The organism is Pedobacter aquae, from assembly GCF_008195825.1.
Taxonomy (GTDB): Bacteria; Bacteroidota; Bacteroidia; order Sphingobacteriales; family Sphingobacteriaceae; genus Pseudopedobacter; species Pseudopedobacter aquae.
In genome coordinates this window covers 2766295-2786159 of record NZ_CP043329.1, presented here as the reverse complement: position 1 = coordinate 2786159, position 19865 = coordinate 2766295, and the positions used below count along the sequence as shown (strand labels likewise).

At 34.5% G+C, this 19865-nt stretch carries 18 protein-coding genes and 2 tRNA genes; 18 read left to right on the top strand and 2 right to left on the bottom strand.

Going from position 1 to position 19865, the window contains the following annotated elements; genetic code table 11:
* Positions 1–13 precede the first annotated feature (13 nt).
* The 3 genes from FYC62_RS12220 (at position 14) to FYC62_RS12210 (ending at position 471) form a co-directional block, all read left to right on the top strand.
* A tRNA-Arg gene (locus FYC62_RS12220) sits at positions 14–85 on the top strand.
* 34 nt (positions 86–119) lie between these two features.
* Positions 120–368 carry a GIY-YIG nuclease family protein gene (locus tag FYC62_RS12215; protein WP_039454169.1) on the top strand — a complete coding sequence of 83 codons (249 nt, stop codon included), beginning with the start codon at positions 120–122 and terminating at the stop codon, positions 366–368.
* Positions 369–406: 38 nt separating this feature from the next.
* A tRNA-Arg gene (locus FYC62_RS12210) sits at positions 407–471 on the top strand.
* Positions 472–524: 53 nt separating this feature from the next.
* Here FYC62_RS12210 and FYC62_RS12205 read toward each other — a convergent pair.
* Positions 525–1883, bottom strand: coding sequence for a dihydroorotase (locus FYC62_RS12205; RefSeq protein WP_149075125.1), 1359 nt, complete (start codon positions 1881–1883; stop codon positions 525–527).
* 224 nt (positions 1884–2107) lie between these two features.
* Between FYC62_RS12205 and FYC62_RS12200 the strand changes: the two genes are divergently transcribed.
* From FYC62_RS12200 to FYC62_RS12180, 5 genes are all read left to right on the top strand, one after another.
* Positions 2108–2449: a hypothetical protein gene (locus tag FYC62_RS12200; RefSeq protein WP_149075124.1), complete on the top strand. Its 342-nt coding sequence runs from the start codon at positions 2108–2110 to the stop codon at positions 2447–2449.
* Between the two features lie 95 nt (positions 2450–2544).
* Positions 2545–3645, top strand: a complete 1101-nt coding sequence (locus FYC62_RS12195) for an efflux RND transporter periplasmic adaptor subunit (RefSeq protein WP_149075123.1) — start codon at positions 2545–2547, stop codon at positions 3643–3645.
* A gap of 24 nt (positions 3646–3669) precedes the next feature.
* The gene (locus tag FYC62_RS12190; RefSeq protein ID WP_149075122.1) at positions 3670–6825 is read left to right on the top strand and encodes an efflux RND transporter permease subunit; all 3156 of its coding nucleotides are present in this window, start codon (positions 3670–3672) and stop codon (positions 6823–6825) included.
* Positions 6826–6827: 2 nt separating this feature from the next.
* On the top strand, positions 6828–8255 hold the full coding sequence (locus tag FYC62_RS12185; protein ID WP_168199441.1) for a TolC family protein: 1428 nt from the start codon (positions 6828–6830) through the stop codon (positions 8253–8255).
* 301 nt (positions 8256–8556) lie between these two features.
* Complete coding sequence (locus FYC62_RS12180) at positions 8557–9045, top strand: DUF2147 domain-containing protein (RefSeq protein ID WP_149075121.1); 489 nt, start codon at positions 8557–8559, stop codon at positions 9043–9045.
* On the opposite strand, the gene FYC62_RS12175 is transcribed toward FYC62_RS12180, so the two are convergent.
* Positions 9042–10061, bottom strand: a complete 1020-nt coding sequence (locus FYC62_RS12175) for a DUF6268 family outer membrane beta-barrel protein (protein ID WP_149075120.1) — start codon at positions 10059–10061, stop codon at positions 9042–9044. The genes FYC62_RS12180 and FYC62_RS12175 overlap by 4 nt on opposite strands.
* Before the next feature lie 445 nt (positions 10062–10506).
* Between FYC62_RS12175 and FYC62_RS12170 the strand changes: the two genes are divergently transcribed.
* The 10 genes from FYC62_RS12170 to FYC62_RS12125 all read left to right on the top strand — a co-directional run bounded on the left by FYC62_RS12170 (position 10507) and on the right by FYC62_RS12125 (position 19851).
* Positions 10507–11571, top strand: a complete 1065-nt coding sequence (locus FYC62_RS12170) for an acyloxyacyl hydrolase (protein ID WP_168199440.1) — start codon at positions 10507–10509, stop codon at positions 11569–11571.
* A gap of 150 nt (positions 11572–11721) precedes the next feature.
* The gene (locus tag FYC62_RS12165; RefSeq protein ID WP_149075118.1) at positions 11722–12447 is read left to right on the top strand and encodes a hypothetical protein; all 726 of its coding nucleotides are present in this window, start codon (positions 11722–11724) and stop codon (positions 12445–12447) included.
* Positions 12448–12509: 62 nt separating this feature from the next.
* Positions 12510–12782: a helix-turn-helix domain-containing protein gene (locus tag FYC62_RS12160; RefSeq protein ID WP_149075117.1), complete on the top strand. Its 273-nt coding sequence runs from the start codon at positions 12510–12512 to the stop codon at positions 12780–12782.
* A gap of 467 nt (positions 12783–13249) precedes the next feature.
* Complete coding sequence (locus FYC62_RS12155; protein ID WP_149075116.1) at positions 13250–13753, top strand: T9SS type A sorting domain-containing protein; 504 nt, start codon at positions 13250–13252, stop codon at positions 13751–13753.
* Positions 13753–14370, top strand: a complete 618-nt coding sequence (locus tag FYC62_RS12150; protein WP_149075115.1) for a hypothetical protein — start codon at positions 13753–13755, stop codon at positions 14368–14370. The genes FYC62_RS12155 and FYC62_RS12150 overlap by 1 nt, the downstream gene beginning before the upstream one ends.
* Positions 14371–14383: 13 nt before the next feature.
* Entirely contained in the window at positions 14384–17317 is a 2934-nt protein-coding gene (locus tag FYC62_RS12145; RefSeq protein ID WP_149075114.1) for a hypothetical protein, read from the top strand.
* A gap of 226 nt (positions 17318–17543) precedes the next feature.
* Positions 17544–18059: a hypothetical protein gene (locus FYC62_RS12140; RefSeq protein WP_149075113.1), complete on the top strand. Its 516-nt coding sequence runs from the start codon at positions 17544–17546 to the stop codon at positions 18057–18059.
* Positions 17996–18298: a LamG domain-containing protein gene (locus FYC62_RS18190; protein WP_149075112.1), complete on the top strand. Its 303-nt coding sequence runs from the start codon at positions 17996–17998 to the stop codon at positions 18296–18298. The genes FYC62_RS12140 and FYC62_RS18190 overlap by 64 nt, the downstream gene beginning before the upstream one ends.
* 10 nt (positions 18299–18308) lie before the next feature.
* On the top strand, positions 18309–19100 hold the full coding sequence (locus FYC62_RS12130; protein WP_168199439.1) for a LamG domain-containing protein: 792 nt from the start codon (positions 18309–18311) through the stop codon (positions 19098–19100).
* Positions 19101–19116: 16 nt separating this feature from the next.
* A complete protein-coding gene (locus FYC62_RS12125) occupies positions 19117–19851 on the top strand; it encodes a LamG domain-containing protein (protein WP_149075110.1) in 735 nt (244 codons plus the stop codon).
* Positions 19852–19865: the final 14 nt, after the last annotated feature.

Sequence of the window (19865 nt, the reverse complement as noted above, 5' to 3'; positions counted from 1 at the left end):
AAATATTAAATTAGGTCCCGTAGTTCAACGGATAGAATAGAAGTTTCCTAAACTTTAGATGTGGGTTCGATTCCCGCCGGGACCACTATTAAAATCTACCTCAATTTGTTTTTCAACCTATGGAAGATAAGTTTTTTGTTTACGCTCTCATAAGTGCAAAGGATAAAAGAATTTATGTTGGTTTTAGTGGTGACTTAGATAAGCGTATCCATGAGCATAACAGTGGTAAAACTAAATCAACAAAGGGATTTAGACCATGGACATTATTATATTTTGAGGAGGTACAAGGCAGAGATTCTGCTAGAAAAAAAGAAAAGTACTATAAGAGTGGCATTGGTAAGGAATTTCTAAAATCATTGCTTACGTAGTTCAACGGATAAGAATATCTACCTGCCGTTAAACAGACCTACTCAACGGCAGGCAGGGAAGTTTCCTAAACTTTAGATGTGGGTTCGATTCCCGCGGGGACCACTATTAAAATCTACCTCAATTTGTTTTTCAACCTATGGAAAGTATCACTCAATCTATTTTCTTTGGGTATTATTTGTTAATGTTAGCGCTTTACCTTTTATGCTTTCATTAAACTGTCCGTTGTTGTAAACTAAGTTGCCATTTACAAATGAATGAGTCACTTTCGTTTGGAATGTTGTTCCTTCTAATGGCGACCAGCCACATTTTGATAAAATATTTTCTTTGCTAACTGTCCAAACAGAATCGAGGTCAACAATACTTAAGTCTGCAAAGTAGCCTTCACGTATAAAACCTCTATTTTCAATACTATATAATGTTGCTGGGTTATGGCACATTTTTTCAGCAATTTTCTCTAGAGAGATAAGCCCTTGTTTATAAAATTCAAGCATAATATTTAAGGAGTGCTGAACGATTGGTGCGCCTGACATGGATTGAAAGTAAGGTTTTTGTTTTTCTTCCAAAGTATGAGGAGCGTGGTCTGTGGTTACGATGTCTATTCTATCGTCTAATAATGCTTTCAATAGTCCTTTTTTATCTTTTTCTGTTTTGATGGCTGGGTTCCATTTTATGAGCGTTCCTAAACGCTGATAATCTTGATCAGAAAACCACAAGTGATGAACCGATACCTCAGTTGTAATATTTTTCTCTTTCAAAGGAATATCATTTCGAAAGAGATGCGTTTCTGCTTCTGTGGTCAAATGCAGAATATGAAGTCGGGCTTTGTGTTTATTTGCAATGTCTATGGCTCTTTTGCTGGCCTCGTAACATGCCTTTTCACTTCTTATCTGAGGATGAAATGCAATAGGCACATCATCGCCATATTTTTCACGATAAACGTTTTCATTCTCTTCAACTATTTGTTCTTTTTCAGAATGGATAGCAATGATAGATTTACAGTTGGCAAATAGTTTTTCCATGGTTTCAGGATTGTCTGCCAATAGGTTCCCTTTTTTAGTAAAGTAAAGTCCGTCATCAGTAACGCCCAACAATTTAGATGTATCTAGATTAATAACGTAATCCAGATTATCATCATTAACACCTAACAAGAAGCCATAATTAGCTAAAGATTTTTCTGAGGCTATTTGATATTTTTCATTTAAGATGTCCATGGTCAAAACATTCGGAAATGTATTTGGCATGTCAATAAAGGAAGTTACGCCACCAGCAACGGCAGCTCTACTTTCTGAATAAATATTACCTTTATGTGTAAGCCCTGGTTCACGAAAATGTACTTGAGCGTCTATAATACCAGGGAATAAATATTTGTCTGTTCCGTCAATTACTTTTGTATCTAAGGCATCATGATTTCGTCCTATTTTTAGAATTACACCATTACCAATTAATATATCGGTAACAATTATTTGGCCTTCGTTAACGATGCTTATATTTTTGATTAGCGTTTTTTCAGTCATTGTAATGATTATCTTTTTCTAGGGCGCCTAGCACTTATTTTTCCAAATTACTAATCCAGTTAAATTAGATGCCTTATTTGCTCCCTTATGCTCTTTGTAAAAATACGGTCAATTATTATATTTTCAAGCATTAATTGATTATCCTAGCCTTAGCTATGTTTACATTTACTGCCGAAATGCGATTTATTAGAACCCATATCTTTATCCAGTTAAGTTGGATGATCATGTCAATTGTAATTTTAAATTACACTTTGGTAGGTTCTGATTCTAAATCTCAAGGCAATAGAAATTTTCATGAGTGTAATATAATAACAGATTTTTTTGAGCAGGTAGCTAAAGATTTTTTTGACAATAAAGGTTTAGATCATAAAAATCACACCTCTGATGCTGATAATAGTGAAAATCTTTCTTTAATAGAGGTAAATGAATCTCCTGAAGATCCTTTAATTCAGTCATTTATTTTTGTCTCTCATCAAATTGTTATTTCTAAAGTGACATTATACAAAGAACTTTATATAGCACACTTCTACCCAGAACTAACACCCCCTCCACCAAAGTTTAGTTAGATTTTTTTAGCTCTTTATTTTTTAATTCGCATGCATCTTATAAAAAGATGCTTATGCCTATTTGCACCTATCATTATTATTAAGTTAAATTAAAGATGAAAATAATCTCCATGTTGAGTGTTATTGCATGTACATTTCTTATTGCATGCTCAACAAATACAAAAAAAGAAATAGAACAAAATTTTCAAGTTTTCAATCCTATTTTAAAGGATACCCTATATAATAGGGAATATATTGCAGAAATTAATGCCGTTCAAAATGTAGAAATACGTTCACGAATTCATGGAATTATAGAAAAAATTCATGTGGATGAGGGGCAAATTGTAAAGCAAGGTCAACTTTTGTTTACCATTAGTAATAGTTCTTTTGAGCAAGATTTAGTTAAGGCACAGGCTATGTTAAGAAGTTCAATCACAGAATTAAAAGCTGTGGAAATAGAGCTTCAAAACACCAGGAGACTTGCAGATAAGAATATCGTTTCAAAAACCGAGCTTGAAATGTTACGAGCCAAGGTTGAAATAGTAAAGGCTAAAATTGAAGAAGCTAAAGCAAATAATTTGCAGGCTAAGTTAAATTTATCATTCACCCAAATTAAGGCACCATTTAATGGAATAATAAATAGGATACCTAATAAAATAGGAAGTTTGGTTGATGAAGAAGCTTTGCTAACAAGTATTTCTAACGATAAGGAAGTTTTTGCCTATTTCAATGTATCTGAGATAGATTACCTAGAATTTGCGAAAACGAAAGAGCGAGGTAAAACGGACCAGGTAACGCTCATACTTGCTAATAACGATGTGTACAAGCACAAGGGAAATATTGAAACTTCTGAAAGTGAGTTTGATAAAAGTACCGGTAATATTGCCTTTAGAGCTAGATTCATTAACCCAGAGCATCTCTTAAAGCATGGAAGTAGTGGTAAAATAAGAATCAATACAGCACTTAAAAATGCCATGATTATTCCTCAGAAGTCAACATTTGAGATTCAAGAAAATCTTTACGTTTTCTTGGTAGATGCCAATAACATGGTAAAAATGAAACGATTTATACCTAAGCTTAGGTTAGAAAATCTTTACGTGGTTGAATCGGGTCTTCAATTAAATGATCATATACTTTATGAAGGTATACAGCTTGTAAAAGATGGCGACAAGATAAATACCCAAAAGATTTCGGCATCCCAAGCTTTTAAAAACTAAAAATTACAGGTAAACCAGAAAATTATGAAATCGTTATTTATTAGAAGGCCTGTATTATCAATAGTAATATCACTTATTATCACTTTATTAGGGCTACTTGCCCTAGTTCAACTGCCTATGACGCAGTTTCCAGATATTGCACCACCAGAGGTTACTGTGACCACAAAATATACAGGCGCAAATGCAGATGCAGTTGTGAAAGCTGTGATTACGCCACTTGAGAAAGCAATCAACGGGGTTCCTGGCATGGCATACATGACTTCTGTTTCTGGAAATGATGGAACAGGGGTTATCCAAATTATTTTTAGTTCAGAAACTGATCCTAACATCGCAGCTGTAAACGTTCAGAATAGGGTCTCATCAGTAATGGATGAACTGCCTGAAGAAGCTATTAAGGCCGGTGTTATTGTAGAAAAGGTACAAAACAGTATGTTATTATACCTAAATCTACTGAGTAAAGATGAAGAAACCGATGAGAAATTTCTTTTTAATTATGCGGATATCAATCTTTTGGCCGAGCTAAAGCGAATAGAAGGAGTAGGTTTTGCAGACCTTATGGGCTCTAGAGAATATGCTATGCGCATTTGGTTAAATCCAACGAAAATGACAACCTATGCCATTTCTACGGAAGATGTTGTTAATAGTCTTCGTGAACAGAATATTGAAGCAGCACCCGGAAAAGTTGGTGAAAGTTCTGGAAGAAAGGCCCAAGCACTTCAATATGTTTTAAAATATACCGGAAAATTCAATACGGTAGAGCAATATGAAAATATCATTATCAAAAGTAATGGCGGTGGCGAATTACTAAAGTTAAAAGACATTGCTACTGTAGCATTTGATTCGCAAGAGTATGATGTACTTTCTAAAGAAAATGGAAGACCTTCTGCTGCCATTATGCTAAAGCAAAGGCCAGGTAGTAACGCTCGTGAAGTAATTAGCAACATCAAAAACCGCATGGAAGAACTGAAAGTAAATTTCCCTGCTGGTATGGAATATACAGTAAGTTATGATGTTTCTGCTTTCTTAGACGCTTCCGTATCAGAAGTTATAAAGACACTAATTGAGGCATTCATTCTGGTTGCGCTTGTGGTCTTTATTTTTCTTCAAGACTGGCGCTCTACATTAATACCTATTCTAACAGTTCCAGTTTCTTTAATAGGTACACTTTTGGCCATGCAGCTGATGGGCTTTTCTTTGAATTTAATTACCTTATTTGCTTTAGTACTGGCCATAGGTATTGTGGTTGATAATGCTATTGTGGTAGTAGAAGCCGTCCATGTTAAAATGAGCAATGGCAATGTTAAACCACGTTTGGCAACAGAATTGGCTATGCATGAAATAACTGGAGCCATTATAGCCATCACCTTAGTGATGTCTGCTGTTTTTATTCCGGTATCTTTTATATCTGGTCCTACAGGTATTTTTTACAGAGAATTTTCTTTAACAATGGCAGTTGCTATTGTTCTGTCTGGTATAATTGCCTTAACACTAACCCCAGCATTATGTGCTATTCTACTTAAAAATACTCATGGGGAAGCGCATTCTAAAGGTATGCTGAATAGATTTTTCAATTGGTTTAATCATTCCTATAATGGTATAGAAAACAAATATGCTAGGTTAATAAAGAAAATAGTAAATAGAAGAGTTATAACATTTGGTAGCTTAATATTTTTCCTTTTAGCAACAGGAATTTTAGGCAATATAGTTCCTGGCGGTTTTATACCTAATGAAGATCAGGGAACTATTTATACCAATATAACCAGCCCATCTGGCTCTACCCTTGAAAGAACAGAAAAAGTAGTTGATCATATTCAGCAAGTTGCCCAGTCTTTAGACGAGGTGTCTTCAGTTTCAACGCTTGCAGGTTTTAGTATATTATCAGATGGTACGGGAGCGAGTTACGGAATGAACCTTATTGGTTTAAAACCTTGGAATGAAAGAGAAAAAACAGATAAGGAAGTTATTGAGTTGCTTAAACAGAAAACATCACAAATTAAGGATGCTCGCATTGAATTTTTTACACCGCCGCCTGTTCCTGGTTATGGAAACTCAAGCGGATTTGAGTTAAGATTGTTAGATAAAACAGGTAAAGGGGATGCTAAGCAATTAGAGCAGGTTGCAAAAAGCTTTGTGTTAGAACTTAATAAAAGGCCAGAAATAAATAACTCCTTTTCTTCTTTTGATGCAAGTTTCCCACAGTTGATGGTCAATATCGATTATGTTAAAGCCGCTCAGAAAAATGTAATTGTAGACGATATTTTAAGTACACTACAAATTCACCTAGGGAGTGAATATGCTACCAATTTTATCCGTTTTGGTCAAATGTATAAAGTAATGGTTCAGGCCTCTCCAGAGTTTAGAGCTCTTCCAGAAAATGTAATGAATTTACATGTAAAAAATCGGGATGGGGAAATGGTTCCTATAGCTTCTTTTATAACGATAGATAAAATATATGGGCCAGAACAAATTACGAGATATAACATGTATTCCTCAGCATTGGTAAATGGTGAGCCTGCAAATGGATATAGTAGTGGTGATGCCATAAGTGCGATTAAAGAAACTGCCGCTGAAAAATTGCCTAAAGGTTATGATTTTGATTGGGCAGGATCATCACGTGATCAGGCAAATGCCGGAAACGAATCTATCATCATTTTTATCATTTGTTTGCTGTTTGTTTACCTACTTCTTTGTGCGCAATATGAAAGTTTTCTGCTACCATTACCCGTTATTCTTTCTTTACCCACAGGGGTATTTGGTGCGTTGCTGTTGCTGATGATTTTTCAGCTAGAAAATAATATATACGCTCAAGTTGCTATGATCATGTTAATAGGGTTATTAGGAAAAAATGCTATTCTCATTGTTGAATTTGCTGCACAACGCCATAGCCAAGGTAAATCGGTTTTAGAAGCAACAATAGAAGCTTCTAAACAACGCTTACGCCCAATATTAATGACATCTTTTGCATTTATTGCCGGTTTAATTCCGCTTATGCTTGCATCAGGCGCAGGGGCTATTGGAAACAAAACTATTGGAACTGCAGCTGCCGGAGGGATGCTTTTTGGTACCGTATGCGGTGTTATCTTAATCCCAGGATTATATTTTGCTTTCGCAAAAATAGCTGAGAAATTTAGCTCCAATAGAAATGATGAAAAACCTTTTACTGAAAATTTAAATCCTTGAAAATGAAAATTAAAGGAATATATGTAGGCTTGTGTTTATTTACGGGTATGATATTTAATGCTTGTAAAACCTTAGACACAAATTTATCCATACAAAAAAAAACATTGCCTCCTAGTTTTTATAAGGTTTCAGATAGTTCTGAAATATCGAAAATAAATTGGCGAGACTATTTCAACGACCCTATATTAAGCGGTCTTATTGATACTGCTTTAGTAAATAACCATGATCTTAACATCGCCATTCAAAAAATTGAAATTGCTAGAGCGGGTGTTACAAATGCAAAAGCTAGCCTAATTCCTCAGGTTAATGCAGGGACTAATGGCGGTATCCGTCGTTTTGGACGTTATACTATGGATGGGGCTGGAAATATTGCTACAGAAATGACACCGGGTAGGATAGTACCTATTAACTTACCTGATATCTTTCTTGGTTTTCAGGCAAGTTGGGAAATAGATCTTTGGAAAAAATTAAAAAGCAAGCAAAAATCAGCTATTAATCAATTTCTTGCAAGTGCAGAGGGGGCTAAAGGTGTTACTGCTTCATTAGTTTCAGATATTGCCACTTCTTATTATGAATTGCTTGCGCTAGATCATGAGTTAGAAATTATTCAGCAAACTATTCAAAGGCAAAAAGATGCTTTAGAGACCATAAAACTCAAAAAAGAAACAGGTAGAACAAATGAATTAGCTGTGCAGCAATTTCAGGCTCAACTGCTAAACACCCAAGCAATTGAGAAAGAGTTATTACAGCAAATTGTAGAATTTGAAAATCGAATAAATTTTTTGTTAGGGAGATTTCCCCAAAAAGTTGAAAGAGTAAAGGAAATCCTTTTAGCTGATGTTCCTAGTCAAATTAAAACTGGCTTACCCTCACAACTTCTTGAAAACAGACCTGATATCCGCGAGGCAGAATTATTACTTGAAGCAAGTAAGTTTGATTTAAAATCTGCAAAAGCTGCGTTTCTACCAAGCATGAACTTAGTTGCTGGGCTAGGCTTTCAGGCCTTTAAGCCAGAGTTTTTGTTTTTAGCTCCGGCATCTATCACTTACCAAGCATTAGGAGGTTTAATGACACCTCTAATAAATAGGAACGCTTTAAAGGCCAATTTTAGTTATGCAAAGGCCAATCAGTTAAGCGCTATGCATCATTATCAAAAAAGTATTCTTACGGGCTATACTGAAGTTATGAACCAATTATCGGCATTAGAAAACTTAAAGAATTTGCATGTTTTAAAAAAGGAACAAAATAGTGTGCTAAACACCTCGGTTGATATGTCAACTGAGCTATTTAGCACAGGAAGAGCAAGTTATTTAGAAGTATTATTAGCTCAACAAAACTCTCTTCAAGCAAAATTTGAATTGATAAATGTGAATAAAAGACAGCATATTGCTGCTGTAAATTTATACAAAGCTTTAGGTGGAGGATGGTAAAATATCATAATGTAGATTCAGGTTTATGCTATCATTATATTTTATTAATGTAGATTCCTTTTAATTAGGACTAGTATAGGCAAAGCCAAGGAAGTTGTCTTATTGGATGTAGGTGAGACAACTTCTTTGTGTTTTTACTTTATATACCTATTGGGTGTCGCTCTTTTTTACCAAAAGTGCCTTTTCACGCTTTGTAAGCCCTGTAGCTACTTGCTTATTAAATCTTCATGATACTAATTTTAGCAAGTGTATAATTTTTTTATATTTGTTTATAATCTTTTCAATTAACCATTTTAATGATATGATAACTAAATATTTAGCCACTAAAAAGTTTCTTTTCGTCATCATAGCTGCTATGATTGTATTTTTAGGTAACAGCGCAACGGCAGCATCAATTGTAAATAACCCAGATGCGGTAGTTGGTGTTTGGAAGACTGGAGATGGAAATGCAATTGTTCGTATTTATAAAAATGGGGAAACCTATCAAGGTAAAATTGTATGGTTAAAAGAACCTCATGACCCCGATACTGGAAAACCTAAACTTGACAAAAATAATCCTACAGAAACCTCTAAAAACCGCCCAGTAGTAGGCTTGGTAAATATTTGGGGTTTTAAATTTATAGAGAAAAATTTGTGGGATGAAGGTAATATTTACGATCCTAAAAGTGGAAACACCTATTCTTGCACTATTAAGATGCTCAATGCTAACACTCTTGAAGTTAGAGGTTATATTGGCGTTTCTTTAATTGGCAGAACAGATGTTTGGACCAAGCAAGTTGTTAAAAATTAAGGCGATACCAAGTTTAAACTCAGGTTAAAATAAAATGGATTACCTAAGTTGCTAGAGAAATAACGTTGGCTTGTTTCTCTAGCATCATATCCGTTCATAACATCAAAACGCCAATTATGTCTATAACCAGCTTGCGCACTCATCCATAAAAAGCCAGTTAATTTCTTATCCCATGCAACTCGTGGTTTAAGTTCTCCTCTTTGTAAAAAAACCTTTCCGTTTTGGCTATTAGGTAAATTTACTAGGAATTGATTACCCTCAAGTTCAAAACCTAGTTGAAGAATATTGGATGTAGAAAAATTATATTTTACATGACCGCGGGCAGGTAATAAAAGTTCCATCCCCCAATGGTCGTTAAAACTTTTATTCCAGAAAAGGATAGGAACATGTAAAAGTTGCCCTGCTCTATAAGTACGAGAGATACCTAATCCTATCATATTTCTATCAGATGTTTTCCATCCATAAATGGCAGCTCCGCTAATGGTAATGGCGTCGCTAGAAATATCACTAAAACTTTTAAAAAGGCCGTTAGCATCGGCGCTAGCCTGAACAATTAAAAAATTCTTCTCGTTTAAAGGCTTAAAAATGGTGGTATTAATTCCTGTGGTAGTTAAGGCTCTACTATTTAATGCTTGTGCAAATGAATTATTACCAGGGTTATCCAAATTAAACCTACTTGCCCAATAATTGGCTCCTACTTGCCATATAATCTTGGTATTTGATATAACTGGAATGTTAACTTGAGCCCTTAGTGAAGAAACTTGATTTACCGTAAAATCTTGAACTGTTGATGATGAAGCTGATGCCCTAACGCCTGGCATGGTAAAACCACCTTGGTGCTCATAACCAAAACTTATAATACGTTGAGGAAGTTGATTAATTACTTTTTGGTTACAGTAACGTTTAACCCCTTCTGCATCACCAAATTTGCCATAATCTACAACTTCTGTGGTGTCTTCTTGAGCAAATGATAGCACAGAAGTCAACATCAATAGATAAAATAAAATTTTTTGCATGAGTTTAATTTAAAGTTTATAATCTGGTCAAATATAATTCAATATTATACATCTTTTTAATTCATTTGTTTGATTTGGGATTCACATTTTCAAGAAGTTTAGATCAAGTTGTTTTTAGTTTTATTTATTCTTTTTAGGTTTGTAAAGTAAGAATATGAGTTATAAACTTAATTGAAGAACAAGGGCTTAAAGTTAGATATGGGTTTAATGTCTGCTGAGATACAATAGTTTACCTAACTTATTTTTAAGGCTCTCTACTTTATCCATTATAGAAACTAATTTATATTCTTAGAGAATTACCAGATTGCTTTTACCTACTTATTTAAGGGGTAAATAGCATGTATTTGGAGATTAATTTAGCGCAGGCTCTATGATGAATAGAATTGTTTAGCCTTAATTTTAATCGCTCTGTGTGTTTAAAAAGCTTTTAATCTCCTTAATTCTTGTGACTTTAATTAACCATGTGTTTGCTCAAAATATAGGTAATAGTATAGAGTTTAATGCTGAGATTAGCTTAAAATACTTTCCTTCCACTAATCATTTATCAGGTAAAGTTTATGGCGCTGAGGTTATTTACCATAAAGTACCAAGTAGCTTATTGCAGAGAAAATTAAATATCATAAGTCAAGATTGGGTTTTAAGATTTAACACATTAAGAAGTCTTAAAATCAATGAAAATATAAACCAATTTGGCGATTCTTATGCGCTACTTTACGGATTAAACTTCTCTGTGTTAAAAACAAAATATATAAATCTAAACTTCTCACCGGCATTTGGCTTGGGTTATACAAATAAAACTATCTATACCAATGAGAACAGAATTATGGGTAGCCATGTAAATATGTATTCAAGAGCAGCTCTTAAAACCGAGATTAGTATTACTTCAACAACAAAATTGCTTACCGGCATTAACTTCTTGCATATCTCAAATGCTGCAACTCGTGTTCCAAATATGGGTTTCAATCAATCATCTATCAGCTTCGGAATTTCAAAAGAATTAAAGAATAATCAGGCTAAGCCATCTAAAGAAAGTCTTACAACATTTCCAGATAGCACATTAAATAAGCATGAATTAGAATTAGGTTTAAATATAGGGAGAAGGGGAGCGTATAAAAGTTCAAAAGGATTATATAGAAATGGATTATATCTGGGTTATAATTACAGATTCAATTATTTTTTAGCTTTGAGTTTAGGTTTTGATGCTGTTTATTATCATAAGGTTTATCATCCTGATAATAATCTTGGTACTTATCAATCTTATGCAAGCTCCTTAGATAGATGGAGGCTTGGTACAGCTATTGGACCAAGTATTAGAATAGGGAAATTTGAAGTAGAACCTAAATATGGATATTATTTATACTTTAATAGTCTTAAACCTATGCATACTTATTGGACTGTAAATTCTGATTATCACTTAAATAAAAAGCTTGCTCTACAAGCTAAAATGTATGTTCATAAAGCCGAGGCAGATTTCCTAGGCCTAGGTTTTGTCTATAAATTAACTCCATAAGCATTCAATTATATTATTAGTAATAATATTAATTTTAATGAAATATAGCTATCCCTATTTTAAGGCATCAGACGCGTCCTCTTTATCATTATTATTGCTTTTCTAAAAAGGTTAGTAAAAATATTTTAAGATTAACTTGATTTAGAAGCTATGGGGTTCAATATCTTAGTTCATATTTACTCAGCACTTTTTGTTGTCTCTTTAATTGTTTTGTTTGAGTTGATTTTTGTGCTTAAAAAAAACAAATCTCTTAAAACAATCCTAATAGGGTATTCATCAGGTGTTTTATGGTACAGTGCAAGTCATTTGTATTGTAGCTATTACGGGTATAACAGAATTTTATTAGAACTCCCTTTTCCTTTATTATCTATCTGTTTCATGACGTTTTTTTCTACTTTATGTTATAATAAAGTTAAAAGTTATGTTGTTGTATTTTCAGCCATTAGCCTTATAAACTATTTTGTTTTTGTTGTTTATTATCTTTTTATAAAACCAGTAGATACTGGAATCCCATTAAGTGATGAAAATGTATTAGGAGGATATGTTTCTTATATTAAGTTAGGATATATGATAGCTTTTCTAATCATAAGTGGGTCATTATATTTTAAAATGCAATCGAAATATCAGGCTGATAATATCTACTTTAAGCGAATTAAAAGTTGGGCTTGCTTTTTTATTGTAGGTGTGATAATTATTTTTATATCTGGGGTAAACCGCGTATTTAATGGATATAACAATGAAATCAGCCGATATCTTAATAGCCTAGTATTATTTTTAACCATTTTAGCCCTTTTATTTAGACCGAAGTTTTTAAATACATCTAAGCTGAGTATCTCTTTAAGTAATTATTTTACAAAAAATCTGATTCAGAAATAGATCATATCGCATTTAATGAGGCTTTTTATGACAATCTATATTTTCTTAATGCAGATGCTTCCATGGATGATTTAAGTAAAAAATTAAAAATTTCTTCTGATACCCTGTACAGATATATCTATAAAAATTACAAATCTGGGTTTAACGATTTGGTAAATGAAAACAGAGTAAGATATTTCATAGATATTGTGAAAAGCAAAAAACATAACAATTATACTATAGATGCTTTATCTCAACTAGCAGGATTTAGTTCTAGACACCATTTGTATAAACCATTTAAGAAATTTCATGGTGGTGTACCATCAGATTTTATGAAGTCTTTAGACTATATGTAGTAATCTCTTCCCCTAAATTAAATAGGATTGTTTTAGTCATATTTCTTCTACCTTATTTTGTCTCCTTTTACCAAATAGATTAAGCAGTTAATGCTTTACTTTCTTTAATTAGAGGTTTTATCACAGAATTTTTAATATCATTTTTGTGAACTCTCCTTATAAGTAAAGTTGGTTTGTTAAAAAAGGTTGTCCTAATCTAATTTTGCTTTAGCAATAAAAATAAAGGATTTGATTTGTAGAACAATAAGCGTAAAAAACTATAAGTCTTTGGTTTCGTTTTGCTTTTATGATTTTTTTAAGTAGTTGATAACCAAAGCGTCATAAAAAGTAACAACGTAATTTCTGTGGTTACTGCTAATATTTTAGACACAGGTTTTAGACACTTAGCTTTGAAGCTGTTGAAGTGAAAGTGTGATTCATTTTAGAAAATAATCACAAAACTTTCATTTAAAATTTTAAGACAGCTTATGTGTAAAAAAGGAATATTAAAAATTTTAGTCTTTTGCTTGTTAGGCTTTTTTGGTTTACAGGTAAAGGCTCAATCTCTTCATCACCAAATGCTATCTTCTTTGGGTAGCACAAATATCTTAAAGAATGGGATGATTGTAAGACAAACGGTGGGTCAGCAGAGTGTTATTGGGAGTTCAAGTTTATCAAACATCATCATACAGCAAGGTTTCCAGCAAAGTATGGTTTCCAAATTCATTCCTGTTTACAATATCAGCAGTATAGAAACTACTATTTATCCTAATCCATTTTTATCAGCCCTTAACATCAAATTCTCTGAAACCATTTCAGAAAAAATGAGTGCGGCCTTGTACAATATGTTTGGGGTAATGGTATATAAAAGGGAATATAACGCTCCCTTAATTACTATGGACTTCAACTTTGAACAGTTAGCCCCAGGGAGCTATATTCTAGTCTTAACCTCTAAAAATTATACCCATTCTAAAACTTTAATTAAACTATAATGAAAAGAATCATCCTTCTGAGTCTTTTATTGCTGCTTAGCATGCAATTTTTAAAAGCTCAATCAGTATTTATTAAATCTGGTAGAAACCTTAATAACTATATATTTAGCAGTAGTGGTAACGAAGTTGCAAACCTACAGAATGAAATAGGACAAAGCTACGAGTTTGGATATATCAGTAAAATACCACAAAAAAAGCGTTTCTACTACGGCTTTAGTTTGGGTTTAGAAGAATACAATGCTAGTGGTTCTTACGCTTCTAATAACTTGGTATGGGAAACCTCCTATGCTAATTTTAAAGGCTTAGGTTATTATAAGCTTCTACAAATAGATAGAAACTCACTAGCTGTTAAAGGAGGTTTGGGTTTTGCAACATTAATACATGGTCGTCAGCAAATTAACGGTGGCAGATACGACTTGTTGAAGGAAACAGAGTTTAAAGGCTTATTCTTAAATACACAGTTAGGTTTATCTTATAGCTTCTCTATCAACAATGATATTCACCTTCTTGCAGATTATGATTACGGTAAACAGTATAGCTTAGCCAATAGTAGTAATCAAAAACTATCTTTTAATAACCATAGCCTTAGTCTAGGCTTTAGCATCAACATTAATTAATCCTTCCATTTATATGAAAAGAATTATACTCAGCTTCTTAACATTTATAACACTTAATGTTTACGCTCAACAAAAAGGAATTAGCTACCAAGCGGTTATTCTAAACCCAAAAGGTTTATCAGCTCCTGGTACAGATATTCCTAGTGCTCCTCTAGCCAATAAAGGTATTTGTATGCTTTTTGAGATTGTTGATGGATCATCACAAGTAGAATATCAAGAATCTATACAAACAACAACAGATATGTTTGGTATGGTTAACCTGATGATTGGAACAGGAACTAAAACTGGAGGTTATGCATCGGCATTTGATAAAATCCGCTGGTCTTTAGGAAACAAGAAATTGGTAGTAAGCTTAAATACTACAGGAGCATGTGCTTCTTATACGAAGATTAGTGAGCAGCCCTTTATGTCTGTTCCTTATGCGCTATTCTCAGAAAATGCATCAGTAAGTGATGGAAATATCACGACAGTTAAATTAGCTGATGGAGCCATAACAGATGTTAAAATAGCATCTGGAATAAGTCCATCAAAAGTAGGTTTAGGTAATGTTGATAATACCAGTGATGCAAATAAACCTGTAAGTAATGCAACAAAAACTGCTCTAGATACTAAAGAGAATATAGCTAATAAGTCTTCGTCTATTGCTTTAGGAACAAGCGATGTATTGTATCCAACACAAAAAGCTGTTAAAAGTTATGTAGATAATACCTTCGCTTCAGTAGGAAGTGGTATAAAAGGAGATACAGGCCCTCAAGGTCCAGCTGGCCCTATCGGTCTACAAGGTCCACAAGGATTGAAAGGAGATAAGGGAGAAACAGGAGCAACTGGTCCAGCAGGTCCGCAAGGTCCAGCAGGTGCAGATGGAGTAGCCGGTGCACAAGGATTAAAAGGAGACAAAGGAGAAACAGGGGAAACTGGTCCAGCAGGACCTATCGGGCCACAAGGCCCAGCTGGTGCTGATGGATCTATTTTAGCGGATGCTAGTGTTGCAGTTAAAGGCAAAATACAATTAGCGGGAGATTTAGGTGGAACTGCAGATTTACCAAAGGTACCTGGTTTAGAAGTTAATGCAACTGCAATTTCAAATGAAATAACAAGAGCAAAAGCTGCAGAGCAGGCTAATGCCGATGCAATTGCAGCTGAAGAAACTAGAGCTAAATTGGCGGAGTCTGATAATTCAACTGCAATTTCAAATGAAATAACAAGAGCTGCAGAGCAAGCTAATGCCGATGCAATTGTGGCTGAAGAGAATAGAGCAAAAGCAGCAGAGTTAACTAAAGAAGATAAATCGAATAAATCAACCGATATTACAGAGGATGCTAGTTCTGATGATAAATACCCAACTGTAAAAGCGATTAAACAGTATGTAGATAATTCTTTTACATCAGGAGGGGTGCCAACTGCTGATGGTTCTACTAAAGGCATTATTAAACTAACAGGTGATTTAGCAGGAAGTGCAGAATCTCCAACAGTACCTGCTTTAGCTTTAAAAGCACCATTAGCCTCACCAACCTTTACTGGAACAGTATCAGGTATCACAAAAACTATGGTAGGTTTAGGTAATGTAGATAATACTACAGATTTAAGTAAACCGATTTCAACAGCTACTCAAACAGCATTAGATGCAAAAGCATCAAATACAGACTTAGCTTTAAAAGCGCCATTAGCTTCACCAACTTTTACTGGAACAGTATCAGGTATAACAAAAACCATGGTAGGTTTAGGTAATGTAGATAATACTACAGATTTAAGTAAACCAATTTCAACGGCTACTCAAACTGCTTTAGATGCAAAAGCACCATTAGCTTCACCAACCTTTACCGGAACGGTTACTTCACCTATTTATGCTTCAACGCCAAACCCAATAAGTCCTTCAGGCTCTACCATTACATGGGATCCAGCTAAAGGGTTAAATGCTTCGGTAACATTAACAGGAAATAGCACTTTAGCTTTTAGTTCTGCACCAGCAAGCGGTACCTATGGTACATTAGTAGTAACACAACCTGCAGGCGGTGGCGCTACTCTAACATTACCTTCAGGTACACATAGAGTATTAGGCTCTACTTCAACAACTACTGTTGGTTTATCAACGGCAGGTAATGCTGTAGATATTGTTAGTTTTTATTATAATGGCTCTACATACTATTGGAATGTTGGGCAAGGATATGGTACTGCAGCACCTGCTGCAGCCGCAACAAATTTAGCTACTGGTGTTACTGGTACATTATCAATCGCTAATGGTGGTACTAATGCAACTACTAAAGCGGCTGCTTTTGATGCTTTATCTCCGATGACTGCTTCAGGCGATATCATCTATGGTGGAACCAGCGGTACAGGAACAAGATTAGGGAAAGGGTCAGATGGACAAGTATTAACCCTAGCCAGCGGTTTGCCTACTTGGGCGGCGCCAACAGCGACTGCAATGAGAGCCGCAGCTGGAAGTACTTACAATGAGGCAGTTGGATTCTCTTTTATAGGAGGTGATTGGGCAAGAAATACAGGGATGTTTAATGATTTCCCAGATGAGGGTACTACTAATCCAGCTCGTATATCAACTCTAAAATTCCGTATAGCTACTGCAAATAATGTTGCGCCTTCAATTTTTGAAATTGCGCCTGGTAAAGTATCAGTCTTACCTACAACAGCTTCAACTAGTACTACCACAGGAGCATTAGTAGTTAATGGTGGTGTAGGTGTTGCAGGTAGCGTAACAGCCAAAAAATATACCATTACAGCGCCAACTGTTGCAGCGGCGGCAACAACAACGCTTAATTTATCTGATGGAAACTTATTTCAAGTTACTTTAGGGACTAATATTAGTACGCTGTCTTTTACAAATCCAACTCCCGGAACTTACATTATAGAGTTTACACAAGACGGAACTGGTTCTAAAACAGTAACTTTTCCTGCAAATTGGAAATGGAGCGGGGTACTATACCTACAATAACAACTGGGGCTAGTAAAACTGATATTGTAACCATTATTTATGATGGCACAACGTATTACGCAGCTATTTTGCAAAATTTCTAATGGAAATCTTAATAATTACAGCTAACAAATATTAAGATTAAAAACAAATTGCCCATCCTACATCATTAGAGATGGGCAATTTTATAGTAAAAAGTTATCGATTAGTTTAAGTATAGAAGTTATTTTTTAATAATATAACAGCCATGAAATTTAAATTAACCCTTCTAGTTTGTTTAGTGTTTAACTTAAACTTACAAGCCCAACAAAGCTTATTTCGAAGTAATAACTCCTATATACCAAAAGCTCCATATACTAATGGATTGGTTTTGCATTTAGAAGCAGGTAATCAAGCGTCTTACCTTGGCACTGGTACTGTTTGGACAGATTTAAGTGGTACTGCTAATCATGGTACTTTAATAGACGGAGTTACTTTCAATTCAAGTAATGGTGGATATTTTAATTTTAACGGTTCTGGCCAATATGTTAGCTTAAATCCATCAAAGCTACCCATAGGTACTAGCGATAGAACAATTATTGCTTTTGTAAAAACCCCAACAAGTTTTATTATTTTAAATCACATTATACATTGGGGCTCTACGTCTAACAATCAAACATTTGGATTAGCATTATCTAATGGCCAATTAAATTCACACACATGGGCCACATACCCAGGGCAGGGTGCCACGGTTGCTACTGCAACAAATTATTTTTTGCAGTAACTTATACTCATGCTAATACACTGCATAAATTTTGGATAAATGGTGTTTCGCAGGGATCAGGTGTTTCTGCTTCCATAAACACTGGTATAGCCGAAGCTAGAATTGGACATAGAGTAACTGGTAGCGAGGTTTGGGGGCCAAACGGACAGATTTACCAAATATTAGTTTATAATAGAGCGCTCTCCGACTCAGAAATTCTACAAAATTTTAATGCTAACAAGGCTAAATACGGTTTGTAAATTTAATACGATGAAAAATATTAAATCAAGTATTTTATTTCTTTTTCTACTAGTCCCATTGTTAGGAGCTGCACAAGTAGTACCTATAAGTTTTTTACAAAGAAACGCTGTGCCTTCAATTGTTACCAATAGCCTAATTTTAAATTTAGATGCGGGAGATATAACCAGCTATGCAGGTACCGGAACCACTTGGATAAATAAAGGTACTGGAGGAACTACCTATAATGCAACTATGTATAGTAATCCAAGTAATCCTACATTCACAGTTAATGGAGCAGCTAGTTATTTCAATTTTAATGGTACGAATGGATTCTCTCTTGCCAGACCAGTACAAGATAATATGACTTGGGCAGCTTGGATTAAAACCAGTCAGACTGGGGGTGGATCAGGCCAATTTTATACGGCTTATTCTATTTTTGGAGGTGAGATGCCCGGCGGTACTAATGATTATGCAGTAGTAATGGGTAACGGTAAATTAGGTTTTGGAAACGGAGCAAACGACATTACATCCTACACCACAAAATCTATCAATGATAACTTATGGCATTATATTACAGTAACTAGAAATGCTACTTCTGGAGAGGTTAATTTGTATATTGATGGTGTTTTAGATAAAACTTTTACTACCTCTACGGGGTCCTTAACTGGACCTTCTAAAATTGGTATTGCTTATAACGCAAATGTTACTGGCGACCCAAAGTTTGCAGGAAATATTGCCATTGCCCAAGCCTACTCCATTGTTTTAACAGCAAAACAAGTCCTAGACAATTTTGAAGCACTTAAATCCAGGTTTGGATATTAGTTAAGTAAACTACACAATGAAACAATTAAAATCAACTATCTTATTTCTTTTTCTAATAACTCCATGGTTGGGAAAAGCACAAGTAGTGCCAGTAAGTTTTTTAGGAAAACCACCACAAGCTACTATAGCTGACGGCCCCATAATAAATTCTGGATTAGTTGTAAACCTAGATGCAGGTAATACAGCATCTTACTCTGGAACTGGAACAACTTGGACAGATTTAAGTGGTAATGGCAATCATGCAACTCTTCAAAATGGTGTTAGTTACAATAGTGGCAATGGGGGATATTTAAGATTAGACGGTGCTGATGATATTGTATCAAGTATAAATTTATCATCCTACACTAATTTTACTTTAGAAATCTGGATTTATGATACACGGAGCAGTGGAGAGAGAGATATCTTATCTTACAATGGGAATGCAGGATCTTACACATTCAATGGTTCATCGTTTAGAACTGATGGTAATGGTTTAGGAGGAAGAAGTTACGGCACAGTAGGACAACCTCCTCTAAATACTTGGTATAGGTTCTGTATTACTAAGGGGGCTAATCTGTTTATCAATCAAACTAAACATACTGGAACCGGAAATGAAAATCCATACGGAGTATTAAATTTTGGCGGTACTAGATCTGATGTTAATTCCCGATTGAATGGAAGAATTGCTATAGTTAGAATTTACAATAGAACACTTACGGATTTAGAAATTCAACAAAATTATAATGCATTAAAATCAAGGTTTGGTCTTTAATTTAAATATGCAAA